The following is an 11,632-nucleotide window of genomic DNA, read 5'->3' on the forward strand; positions in this document are numbered from 1 at the left end:
GTTCTTGCCCTCCTATAATAAATATAATGATAAACTTTTTTGGCCCGGAAGCTCTCGTTTTCTTCGTTCCCGGTGTTTAGCACTCCATTTCTCTGAGTGCTAAGTGTATTGTACTCATCTCGACTGCAAAAATCAAGAGGTTTGCGGCATTTTTTTGTTAAGATTTTATGACAGAAAAGCGGCTCTTCTTGCGAAGAGCCGCTTTTCATCATACGACCGCGTGTTTTTTCAAAAATCTTTCGTAAGCCGGTTTCGGCAGGAGGATGCGGCCCGCCAGCGGCTGAAGGGCCGCCGTGACGGTATCGCAGGGGGCGCACTCGCCGTCAGCAGTCGCGACGATGGGGCCGCGGCCATCCACCGGGCGGAGGGCTACACATCTGGCGCGGCGGTAAATGAAGTACGGCTTTGCCTCCTCGGTCAACTGGCCATGGGCAAAATGGCGGCCCTTCTTGTACATGCCCAGCAGCTTTGCAATGGTCAGCCGCCCGACTTTGCGGACAATGAAAACGTCCAGCCAGCCGTCATCCGGGACTGCTTCCGGCCCGGCGAGGAAACCGCCGCCGTAGGCCTTGCCGTTGCAGATGGCGCACATCAGGCAGTCCACCGTCAGCTCCTCGCCGTCGATGGTGAAGGTCAGCTTCCGGCCGATGTGTCCGCAGAGCTGCTCCACGATGGAGAGCAGATAGGCCACCTCACCGCCGCACAGCGGGATGCGCCGGAACTTCGGGATGCCGTAGGCCACCTGTGCGTCCAGCCCCGCCGCGCAGATGGTAGCGGACAGGCCCAGATTCGTTTCCAGCAGGTCGATGGTCACTTCCCCGCCCGCAAGCTGGGCGTCAAGGTCGGCAAACTCCTCTTTCGTGCCGTAGGTGCGCAGGAAATCGTTGCCGCTGCCGTAGGGCAGACAGCCCACCGCCGCGTGGGGGAAGCCCTGCACGCCGGTCATGGCCTCCATAAAAGTGCCGTCGCCGCCCGCCGTGTAGATGCGGAGCGGCTCGCCGCTCTGGGCCGTCTCCTGTGCCGCCGCATGGGCCAGCTCCCGCGCGTGGCCCGCATATTCGGTCACACAGACCGTGTATTCTCCCTCTGCCAGCCCCGCGCGCCGGGCCGCCGCCTCGATCTGCGGGATGAGGGAAGCGGTGCAGTCCTGCTTGCCCGCCGCCGGGTTCAACAAAAACAATGTGCGCATTGGCGTCCTCCTGAAATTCTTTTATCCTTATGATAACAGAATTCACAGGAGAATCAAGTGCTTTCCCGACAGGGTATCGGGTAGTTTCCCAAAGCAAGTGTCCGACGGGTGGGACCCTGTTGCCGAAGGCAATAGGGCGGGGTATGGAATCCCCGTTTCACTTGCGTGGGAAAGCTACCCGATGCCCTGCCCTACCGGCTCGATCGTTCCTTCCCGCAGCACAACGGAACCATCTCCGGTGCAGTCCGCCGTCCAGTGCTGGCCGGTGTGAGCCGCCCCGGCGGCGATCTGGTCTGCGAGGGCCTGTTCCACGGCCCGGTCCACCTGCCGCCGCAGTTCACGGGCTCCGTAGGGCGACCGTGCCCGCGCCGCCAGCGCCGGGCCGACGCGTGGCGTGTGGGTGAGCTGGTAGCCGTTGTGGGCGGCCCGCTCCTCCAATTGGCCCAGCAGCTTTTCGGCAATGGCGCACAGGCTCTCATCGGCCAGCGGGCGGAAGACGATCAGCTCATCCAGCCGCCCCACCAGCTCCGGCCGAAACCACTTTTTTGCCTCTTCGATGGCCTGTGCCGACTGCTTTTCGAACAGCACCTCGCTGCCCGCCGCAAAGCCCAGCGGAGCGCTCTGCCCGGCCAAGAACCGCGCACCAAGGTTCGATGTCAGCAGGACGATGGTGTTTCGGAAATCGGCTTTGCGGCCCATGGCATCGGTGAGCTGGCCGTCCTCCAGAATCTGCAGCAGGATGTTCTGGATATCCGGGTGGGCCTTTTCGATCTCGTCGAAAAGAACGACGCTGTAAGGGCGGCGGCGGACGGCTTCGGTCAGCTGCCCGCCCTCGTCGTGGCCGAGGTAGCCCGGCGGCGCACCGAGGAGGCGGGCCGTGGTGTGCTGCTCCTGATACTCCGACATATCGAACTTGAGCAGAGCCTTCTCGCTGCCGAACCAACTGCGGGCCAGCGCCTTGGCCAGCGCGGTCTTGCCCACACCGGTGGGCCCCAGAAAGAGCAGCGCCCCGATGGGCCGGCCCGGCTCCCCCAGCCCGGTGCGGCTGCGGCGGATGGCACCGGCGACTGCCGCCACCGCCTTTTGCTGGCCGACGATCTCGGCGTTGAGGCGGGTTTCCAGTTTGTCCAGCCGATCGCGCTCCTTCTCCCCCACCCGCTCGGCGGGCACGCCGCTGGCCTGTGCGACCACATGGGCGATCTCTTCCCGCGTCAGCGTGGGGTTCGTGATGCCCTCCCGCTCGGCCCGGATGCGGGCGGCGGCACAGGCTTCGTCCACAAGGTCGATGGCCTTATCGGGCAGACACCGCCCCGGCAGATACCGCACCGACAGTTCCACCGCCTCCCGCAGCGTCTCGGCGGGCAGACGCACATTGTGATACCGCTCGTACCGGGGAGCCAGCCCTTCCAGAATGGCGGCGGCCTGTTCCGGGGTAGGCTCTTCGATCTGCACCCGGCCAAACCGGCGCTCCAGCGCGGCATCCTTCTGGATGTGGCTGCGAAACTCCTGATTCGTCGTGGCACCGATCATTTGCAGCTCGCCCCGCGCCAGCACCGGCTTTAAGATGCTGGCCGCGTCGATGGCGCCTTCCGCCGCCCCGGCTCCGACGATGGTGTGGAATTCGTCCACGAACAGGATGGCGGAACCATCCCGCACCAGCTCTTCGAGCAGGTTCTTGAACCGTTCCTCAAAGTCGCCCCGGTACTTCGTGCCCGCCACAAGGCTGGCCATATCCAGCGCCAGCAGCCGTCGGCCTTGGAGCATCCGGGGCACCTCGTGGGCGGCAATGCGCTGCGCCAGCCCTTCGGCCAGCGCGGTCTTGCCCACGCCCGGCTCCCCCACAAGGCAGGGGTTGTTCTTCTGGCGGCGACACAAAATTTCCACCATCCGATCCAGCTCCTTTTCCCGGCAGAAGACCGGGTCCAGCTCACCATCGGCGGCGCGGCGGGTCAGGTCACGGCAGTATTTGTCGCTGGCGCGGCTGCCGCGGGGCATAGCCGAAGCGCGGGGCTGGCTGGGCAGGATGAACTGACCCGAAAGCTGGCGGCACTCCCGCACGGCCTCGGTGAGTTGGACCCCCATAGACGCCAGCAGCACCCCGGCAGCGCAGTCGGTATCCTCCAGCATGGCGCAGAGCAGGTGTTCCGGTTCTGCGCGGGACTGGTGGGCGTTCTGCGCCCCAATGAGAGCATAGTCCATGGCGCGGCGCAGGTCCGGAGCCATCGCATGACGGTCGAGATGCTGCGCCGGGCCGCTGCGTTCCTCGGCCAGCTGCCGCCGCACGGCCAGCTCGGTGATGTTCTTTCCGGCCAAGAACCGCCCGGCAGCCCCATGGTCGATTTGGAGCATTGCCAGCAAAAGATGCCCTGTATCGGCTTTTTTGCAGCCGAAGCCGCCCGCCAGCTCCACCGCCTCGTCCAGCAACAGCCCCGCCTCCCGCGAAAAGCCCTTGTATCTGCCCATGCCGAATGCTTCCCAAATGCTCATTTGTCTGCTCCTTGCTGTTTAATCCTATACAGCAGAAGTATAGACTGACCGGAGAGAAAAAAATCAACAAAAAAGCCGAACCACACAAAACGTGCAATTCGGCAGGGGTGCGATTTTTGGGGTTACAGCTCAGCCAGCGCCTTTTTCAGGTTCTTGGCGATCTGGTCGGGGCAGCTGGTGGGGCGGGGGCCGCAGGTGGTGCCCTCCATCCGCTCGATGGCGTCCTCGGCCTTCATGCCCTTCAGCAGACGGCTGATGCCCTTCAGGTTGCCATTGCAGCCGCCGACGACCTCGATGGATTCAATGGTGTGATCCTCGTTCAGGACGATCTTGGTCAGCTTTGAGCAGGTGCCCACGTTGGGAAACTCAAACGATTTGCTCATTTCGGTACATCCTCTCTTTTTCTTGAGTTTTTTCATTATACTATTTTTTCCGTTTGTGTGCAAGTTCCTCGATCCGGGCGATCTGGTCGTCCGGCGTGGTGCAGGTGCCGACAGGATGGACCTTTTTGTGGTTGGCCCCGTGGAAATCGGTGCCGCCGGTGCGGATGAGGCCGTACTGCTCACACAGGGCGATGCACTCGGCGCGGTCTTCGGGGCTGTTGCTGGGGTGATCGATCTCGATGCCGTCCACCATTCCCTCTTTCACCAGCTCCCGCAGCAGCGGCATACTCTTGTACACGGTGGGGTGGGCAAACACGACGACAGCCCCCGCCGCCTTGGCCGTGGCCAGCACTTCCTGCACCGGAATATATTCCGGCGAGTGGAGCACGACGCCCCGCGGGTTCCAGCCGAACAGGTAGTGGTAGGTCTCGCCGTAGATGCTGTCGGCCAGCCCCAGTTCCCGCAGCGCCTGCATAATGCCGCTTTTGTAAAGCACGCCGCTGTCCTTGGCGTATTCCAGCGCCTGTTCGGTGCGGAACTGGGGGTAGATGGCCTCGATCTCCCGTGCGCTCTGCAAGCAGCACTCGTTCCGGCGCTGGCGCATGAGATCGCAGTGGCGGCGCAGGGCCGGGCTCTCCGGGTCGGGCCAGAAGGCCAGCAGATGCACCCGGTGCTGGCGCTCGTAGTCGTAGCCGGTCAGCTCGGTGGCCGGGATGAGTTTTACGCCGTCCTGTGTGGGGTGGTCGTAACCGTATTGGACGCTGAGCAGCGTGTCGTGGTCGGAGATGGCCATAGTATCCAGCCCCACCCGCGCTGCGAGGACGGGCAGACGCTGGATGGGGACGGAGCCATCGGAACAGGTCGAGTGGTTATGCAGATCGCCGGGCATTTTCTTTCCTCCAAGAAAGCCCAAAAAGCATTCGTCTCAAAAGGGCGAATGCTTTTGGGCTTATTTTTAGTGTTTGTAGAAATTGATGAGGCAGCCGTCGGCCAGAATCTGACGTTCATCGGCCGTCAGCGGTGCCATATAGAGGGCAAAGGGCTTGACTTCCTCCCCCAGCACATAGGCCGGGATGTTCTGCAGATCGCCCTTGAGCACCTCACGGATGTTCGGGATGAGGATGTAATCCCCCAGCCCGAAGGGCGTTGCCCCGGCCAGCTGGAAGGGCAGCATTCCCCAGTTGATGAGGTTGGAGCGGTAGCGCTTGGTGGCGTACTCCACCGCGATATTCGCCCCAGCCCCCAGCACGCGCTGGCAGGACGCCGCCTGTTCGCGGGCGGAGCCGTCGCCGGGCTTGACCGCGAAGATGGTAGACGAAAGCTGGATATCGTTCCACGTCAGCTTTTCACAGCCGGGCACAGCGTGAACTTTTTCCAGCAGGGCGGCGTCTCCGTTCCCGGCGCGGCGGGCGGCTTCCTCGGCCTGAACGGCCTTGGCGCGGCCCACGTAGGCCGGGTCCTTGCGGCTGAGGGTGAACTCGGCCAGACCCAAGGGGTTGGAACGGTAAGAGGACGTCTCGCCGGAGGGAATGAGCTCATCGGTGGTGGTCACAGGGTCGGTGATGTAGGACGCCACCTTCAGCAGCAGATTGTCCCCCAGCGGAGCGATCTCCGGCCAATCCTTGATGTTGGGGCCGAACTTGAGCAGAGCGTCGTAGTCGCCGTGGCCAAAACCCTGATACACGCGGGTGTCGTAGCTGGAAGCATCGTAGTGGTACTCCGGCACGGTGGGGTCATAGTCGATGGCGGTGGCCGGGGTCAGGATGCCGCCGTTGGCCGTGGTGGCCGCAATGCTGCGGGCATCCATCAAAGCCACGCCGGAAAGCTGGCCGCTGCCGGGCTTGGAGCCCTCACGGCTGGGGAAGTTGCGGGTGGTGTGGCGGATGGACAGCGCTCCATTGGCGGGTACATCACCCGCGCCGAAGCAGGGGCCGCAGAAGGCGGTGCGGATGGTGGCACCGCTGGCCATCAGGTCGGTGAGGACACCGGTACGGGCCAGTTCCATCATGATGGGCTGGCTGCCGGGGTAAACGCTGAGGGCGTAGTCGCCGCAGCCGCCGGTATGGCCCTTGAGGATGGCGGCGGCCTCATAGATGCTGTCGAACAGACCGCCCGCGCAGCCCGCAATGACGCCCTGATCCACCCGGAGCTTTCCGTTTTCGATCTTGCTGCACAGATCCAGCTTGACGTCCTTCCGGCCCACAAGCTTCTGGACATTCTCCTCACAGTCGTGGAGGATGTCGCAGAGGTTGGCGTTCAGCTCCTCGATGGTGAAGGCATTCGAGGGGTGCATCGGCAGCGCAATCATCGGGCGGATCTTCGAAAGATCCACGCTCACCACGCCGTCATAATAGGCAAGGTCTGCGGGTCTCAAGGGCTTGTAGTCCCCTGCCCGGCCATGGACCGTGAGGAAGGTCTTGGTCTTCTCGTCTGTCTCCCAGATGGAGGACAGGCAAGTGGTCTCGGTGGTCATGGCGTCGATGGCGTTGCGGGTATCCTGCCGCAGGGAGGCGATGCCGGGGCCGACGAACTCCATCACCTTGTTCTTGACGTAGCCGCTCTTGAACAGCTCGCCCACCAAGGCGATGGCCACATCGTGGGGACCGCAGCCGGCAGGCAGAGAGCCGGTCAGGTAGATGGCCACCACACCGGGGCGGGCCACATCATAGGTGCGTCCCAGAAGCTGTTTTGCCAGCTCGCCGCCGCCCTCGCCGATGGCCATGGTGCCCAGCGCGCCGTAGCGGGTGTGGGAGTCGGAGCCGAGGATCATCTTGCCGCAGCCCGCGAACCGCTCCCGCATATACTGGTGGATGACGGCGAGGTGGGGCGGCACGAAGATGCCGCCGTATTTCTTCGCGGCGGACAGGCCGAAGCGGTGGTCATCCTCGTTGATGGTGCCGCCCACCGCGCACAAACTGTTGTGGCAGTTGGTGAGCACATACGGGATGGGAAACTTTTCCAGACCCGACGCGCGGGCCGTCTGGATGATGCCAACGAACGTGATGTCGTGGCTGGCCATGGCGTCGAACTTGATCTTCAGGTTCTCGTCGTCGCCGCTGGTATTGTGTGCCGTCAGGATGCCATAGGCCATGGTGCCCTTGTAGGCTTCTGCCGCAGCGGCGGCGTCAATCCCCTGTGCGGCCAGCGCCGCCGGGGCGTCTGCATCTGCTTGGACCCACTGGCCGCGCAGATAGTATGCGCCGCCCGTGCTGCATTTGATCGATTCCAACATATTCCTTCGCCTCTCTCTATCAGATTGGGGCATTTCCCCGGCTTTCCCTGCGGATGCCCCGGAGCCGGAGACCCTTACACCGCGGCCCCGCGCTCCCTATAGGTTTTAGTATAGCACGAGCAAAAGGAAAGGAAAAGCACTTTTCCAGATTGAATTGCGAAAGCGAACGGCAAAAAAGTCACCTCTTCGCTTTCAAAAATCAACAAAATTCATCTTTCCGCTTCTGGCCGGTGCCAAAACATCCGAAAATCCGCTCCAGATCGAGCTGGTGAAAGCCGAAATTGCAACGTTCTGGAAGTAAGCCAAAAGAGTGCTCCGCCAAAGACAGCGGAGCACTTCTTTTTACGATGGTTCAAGCGTTCAGCGTTTCCCACAGCCAAGACCGGCTTGCCAAGAGCGCCTGAGAAGGCTTAATCGAACAGCATATCGTGGATGGCGCTGACAGCCTTATCGGCGTCGTCGCGGTCGATGATGCAGGAGATCTTGATCTCACTGGTGGAGATCATCTTGATGTTGATGTTGTTGTTGGACATAGCCTCAAACATCTTGGAAGCAACGCCGCTGTGGCTCTGCATACCGGCACCCACGATGGAGACCTTGGCGCAGGTGGTGTCCACGCTGACGTCGGCGTAATGAGCGCTTTCCTTCAGGACACGCAGAGCGGTCTCTGCCTCGCCCTGTGCGCAGGTGAAGGAGATATCCTTCTTGCCGTCGCGGCCGGTGGACTGCAGAATGATGTCCACGTTGATGTTCTTCTGGGCCAGCAGACCGAAGATCTTGAAGCTCGTGCCCGGCTCATCGGGAACATTCAGAATCGTAATAACAGCAACGTCGGTGTCCTTTGCGACGCCCTTGATCAGCATACCTTCCATTTTTGCAACCTCCTTGACGACCGTACCCGGAACAGGGTTCAGGCTGGAAAGCACTTCCAGCTCCACGTTATACTTTTTAGCCAGCTCCACGCTGCGGTTGTTCAGCACCTGTGCGCCGAGGGATGCCAGTTCCAGCATCTCGTCGAAGGTGATCTCCTGCAGCTTGCGGGTGTTGCGCACCTTGCGCGGGTCGGCGGTGTAAACGCCCTCCACATCGGTGAAGATCTGGCAGCGGTCCGCGTGCAGAGCCGCCGCAATGGCGACCGCACTGGTATCGGAGCCGCCGCGGCCCAGCGTGGTGATGTCGTCCAGCTTGTTCAGGCCTTGGAAGCCCGCCACGACCACCACGCGGTTGCGCTCCAGCTCAGAGGAGATGCGCTCCGTCTCCAGCCGGGTGATGCGGGCCTTGGTGTAGGCACGGTCGGTGCGGAAGCCTGCCTGCCAGCCGGTCAGGCTGATGGCATGGCAGCCGATCTCGTTCAGGGCCATGGACAGCAGCGAGATGCTGATCTGCTCGCCGGTGGCCAGCAGCATATCCATCTCACGGGCCGACGGGTCATGGCTGATCTCCGCCGCCTTTGCGATCAGGTCGTCGGTGGTGTCGCCCTGTGCGGACACCACGACCACCACGTCATTGCCTGCGTTGTGGGTATTGGCCACGATGCGGGCCACGTTGAAAATACGGTCACGGTCCTTCACGGAAGAACCGCCGAACTTCTGTACGATCAACGCCATAGTTTGTCACTCTCCTCTTTTTCTGCCCTGCCGCTTTTGCGCAGGGAGTACGCCTTATATCATTCCACGGTTGCGCCGGTATTGTCTGCATCCAAGCGCAGCAGCGTAAATGCTTCACATCCGTCCAGCCCTTCCAGCTGTTCGAGGCCCGTTTCAAGGCCCTTGTAAAATCCCTCTGCGTCGGCCCGCTCGGCCACCGCCATGACGGTGGAACCGGCACCGGACACATACACGGCCTTGGCCCCGCACTGCTTTGCCAGCGCGAAGGCTTCCTTTGAGCCGGGCATCAGGGGCATCCGGTAGGGCTGGTGCAGCTTATCTTCCGTCGCAATGGCCAGCAGCTCGTGGCGGCCCTCGCAGAAGGCAGCGGGCACCAGCGCGGCACGCGACAGATTGTAAACGGCATCCTTGTGGGACACTTCCTTCGGCAGCGCCGCACGGGCCGCCTCGGTCAGCAGCTTATAATCCGGCACGATGGCCGCAAAGCAGAGGCTCTGGTCCACATCCCGCTTGACGGAATAGACCACGCCGTCCTCATAGACGCTGCTGGTCAGACCGCCCAGCAGAGCCGGAGCCACGTTGTCCGGGTGGCCCTCGATGCTGGTGGCCAGCGTGAGCAGCTCCTGCGTGTTCAGGATATCGCCCAGCATCCGGTTCGCGCCCAGCAGACCGGCGATGATGCACGCCGAGGAGGAGCCAAGGCCCCGGGCCATGGGGATGGGGTTGGTCTGGACGATCTTCAGCGGCGGGATCTTCTTGCCGACTTTATCGAACAGCCCCTTGGCCGAGCGGTAGACCAGATTGGACTCGTTGCGGGGGATGCGGGTGCCGTCCGCCGCCGAGATATCCAGCTTGTCGCTCTCCTCAAAGGTGACCGTGTTGTACAACGTGACGGCCAGACCCAGCGCGTCGAAGCCGGAGCCGACGTTGGCGCTGGTGGCCGGAACAGAGACCTTGATCTTCATAGCTGTCCCTTTCCTTTTATGCTTCCTCCGGCAGACGCTTGAGCACCAGCTTCACGCTGCCGCCCACAGCCTCCACCTTCCGGGCTGCCTCGGCCAAGGCCTTTTCGTCGGCCTGTTCCACGAAGTAGGCGCACCCGTCGAACCGTTCCTCCACGACCTTGCCGGTGCCGTAGATGGCCTCCACGACGGCCGGAGCAATGCCCGCTACACGCACATAATATGCGGCGGGCGCAGGGTCGGTGAGCAGCCCTTCCACAGGCTCTGCGGGCTGCCAGAACAGGCTGTCGTGGACCTTGGAGCCGTTTTTGAGGGCATCCACCACATCGGCCACCACGGCGCTGGCGGTGGGCAGCTTGCCCGCGCCCTTGCCGTAGAAGACCACATCGCCCAGCATGTCGCCCTTGACGAGGACGGCGTTGAAGACGTCATCCACACCGGCCAGCTGGTTCGACTTGGGCACAAGGCAGGGTTCCACGCCCGCAGCCACGCTGCCATCGTCTCCCCGCTTCATCCACGCGATGAGCTTGATGACGCAGCCCAGCTTCTCGGCGGAGGCCACATCGGCCACCGTGATATCCCGGATGCCGCGGGTGGGGATGTTCTGGGGATAGATCTGATGGCCGCAGACCAGCGAGGACAGGATGGCGATCTTGCGGCAGGCGTCGCGGCCGTCCACATCGTCGCCGGGGTCCTTGGTCTCGGCGTAGCCCAGTTCCTGCGCGATCTTCAGGGCCTCATCAAAGCCCAGATTCTCACGCACCATCTTGGTCAGCATAAAGTTGGTGGTGCCGTTGACGATGCCCTCCACCTCGGTGATGACGTTGGCCGCGAGGCACTGGTGCATGGGGGTGATGATGGGGGTGCCGCCGCCGACGGACGCCTCAAACAGGAACGCGCAGTTGTGCGCCTTGGCCAGCCCCAGCAGCTCGGCGCCGTAGGTCGCCACCATCTCCTTGTTGGAGGTACAGACGCTGCGGCCGCTTTCGAGGCACGCCTTTACATACGGGTAAGCGAAGCGGGTGCCACCGATGGTCTCGACGACCACCTTGATCTCCGGATCTTCCAGAATGGTGTCGAAGTTCTTGACGAAAAGATGGGCGGCGGGATGGTTGGAGAAGTCCTTGGGGTCGAGGATGTACTTCACCTCAACGGGTTCCCCCGCCCGGCGGGACACGCCCGCTGCGTTGCGGCAGAGTACCTCGTACACGCCGCTGCCCACCGTGCCAAAGCCTAAGATCGCAATTTTTGCCATGGTAAACCCTCGTTCCTATCACTAAATTCAAACTTACAGATTATACCCGCAGTGCACGCCGACGACCATCCGCTGCCGGGAGAGCTTTTCCGTGAGTTCCTCCGGGGTCATCTGCATGGTGTCGGTGCGGATGGTGACGGCCACCAGCGCCGCACCGTTTTCCGGCGTGGACTGGTTGATGGTCACGATGCTGGCTCCTGCGGCGCTGATGCCGGCCAGCAGACTTTGCAGCGCACCGGTCTCGTCCCGCAATGTTGCCATCACGGTGATGACCTCGCGGCCGTTCTCGGAATCAAAGATGCAGTCCTTATACTTATAGAAGGCGCTGCGCGACAAGTCCACGCTGCGGGTCGCAGCCGAAATGCTGCGGGCTTCTCCGCTGGCCAGAAGCTCCTTGGCCTTGACGACCTTGAGGAAAACCTCCGGCAGGACCTGTGCGTCCACCAGATAAAAGCGGCGTTCCAACTTGTTCACCTCACAAACACAAGTGTTCTTGCAGAAAATATAATAACATCCG

General features: G+C 62.3%; 9 protein-coding genes. All 9 read right to left on the minus strand.

Features of this window, described 5'->3' with window-relative positions; all coding sequences use genetic code 11:
• Window positions 1-208: 208 nt before the first annotated feature.
• Complete coding sequence (locus C4N23_RS02165) at window positions 209-1,189, minus strand: diacylglycerol/lipid kinase family protein (RefSeq protein ID WP_112143720.1); 981 nt, start codon at window positions 1,187-1,189, stop codon at window positions 209-211.
• 174 nt (window positions 1,190-1,363) lie between these two features.
• Window positions 1,364-3,676 carry an ATP-dependent Clp protease ATP-binding subunit gene (locus C4N23_RS02170; RefSeq protein WP_112143722.1) on the minus strand — a complete coding sequence of 771 codons (2,313 nt, stop codon included), beginning with the start codon at window positions 3,674-3,676 and terminating at the stop codon, window positions 1,364-1,366.
• A gap of 122 nt (window positions 3,677-3,798) precedes the next feature.
• Complete coding sequence (locus C4N23_RS02175) at window positions 3,799-4,059, minus strand: TIGR03905 family TSCPD domain-containing protein (protein WP_112143724.1); 261 nt, start codon at window positions 4,057-4,059, stop codon at window positions 3,799-3,801.
• A 40-nt stretch (window positions 4,060-4,099) separates the two neighbouring features.
• On the minus strand, window positions 4,100-4,948 hold the full coding sequence (locus C4N23_RS02180; RefSeq protein ID WP_112143726.1) for a PHP domain-containing protein: 849 nt from the start codon (window positions 4,946-4,948) through the stop codon (window positions 4,100-4,102).
• Between the two features lie 66 nt (window positions 4,949-5,014).
• A complete protein-coding gene (locus C4N23_RS02185) occupies window positions 5,015-7,291 on the minus strand; it encodes a hydratase (protein WP_112143728.1) in 2,277 nt (758 codons plus the stop codon).
• 410 nt (window positions 7,292-7,701) lie between these two features.
• Window positions 7,702-8,898: an aspartate kinase gene (locus tag C4N23_RS02190; RefSeq protein WP_112143730.1), complete on the minus strand. Its 1,197-nt coding sequence runs from the start codon at window positions 8,896-8,898 to the stop codon at window positions 7,702-7,704.
• 59 nt (window positions 8,899-8,957) lie between these two features.
• The gene (thrB, locus tag C4N23_RS02195; protein WP_055187776.1) at window positions 8,958-9,863 is read right to left on the minus strand and encodes a homoserine kinase; all 906 of its coding nucleotides are present in this window, start codon (window positions 9,861-9,863) and stop codon (window positions 8,958-8,960) included.
• A 16-nt stretch (window positions 9,864-9,879) separates the two neighbouring features.
• Entirely contained in the window at window positions 9,880-11,115 is a 1,236-nt protein-coding gene (locus tag C4N23_RS02200; RefSeq protein ID WP_112143732.1) for a homoserine dehydrogenase, read from the minus strand.
• A gap of 33 nt (window positions 11,116-11,148) precedes the next feature.
• Entirely contained in the window at window positions 11,149-11,589 is a 441-nt protein-coding gene (locus C4N23_RS02205) for an ACT domain-containing protein (RefSeq protein WP_055187772.1), read from the minus strand.
• Between the last annotated feature and the right edge of the window lie 43 nt (window positions 11,590-11,632).

This window comes from Faecalibacterium hattorii (genome assembly GCF_003287455.1).
Lineage (GTDB): Bacteria > Bacillota > Clostridia > Oscillospirales > Ruminococcaceae > Faecalibacterium > Faecalibacterium hattorii.

Bases quoted from the DNA above. Each gene is read 5' to 3' on its own strand.
- C4N23_RS02165 (WP_112143720.1), bottom strand. From the start codon at position 1,189: ATGCGCACATTGTTTTTGTTGAACCCGGCGGCGGGCAAGCAGGACTGC.
- C4N23_RS02180 (WP_112143726.1), bottom strand. From the start codon at position 4,948: ATGCCCGGCGATCTGCATAACCACTCGACCTGTTCCGATGGCTCCGTC.
- C4N23_RS02175 (WP_112143724.1), bottom strand. From the start codon at position 4,059: ATGAGCAAATCGTTTGAGTTTCCCAACGTGGGCACCTGCTCAAAGCTG.
- C4N23_RS02170 (WP_112143722.1), bottom strand. From the start codon at position 3,676: ATGAGCATTTGGGAAGCATTCGGCATGGGCAGATACAAGGGCTTTTCG.
- C4N23_RS02190 (WP_112143730.1), bottom strand. From the start codon at position 8,898: ATGGCGTTGATCGTACAGAAGTTCGGCGGTTCTTCCGTGAAGGACCGT.
- thrB (WP_055187776.1), bottom strand. From the start codon at position 9,863: ATGAAGATCAAGGTCTCTGTTCCGGCCACCAGCGCCAACGTCGGCTCC.
- C4N23_RS02185 (WP_112143728.1), bottom strand. From the start codon at position 7,291: ATGTTGGAATCGATCAAATGCAGCACGGGCGGCGCATACTATCTGCGC.
- C4N23_RS02200 (WP_112143732.1), bottom strand. From the start codon at position 11,115: ATGGCAAAAATTGCGATCTTAGGCTTTGGCACGGTGGGCAGCGGCGTG.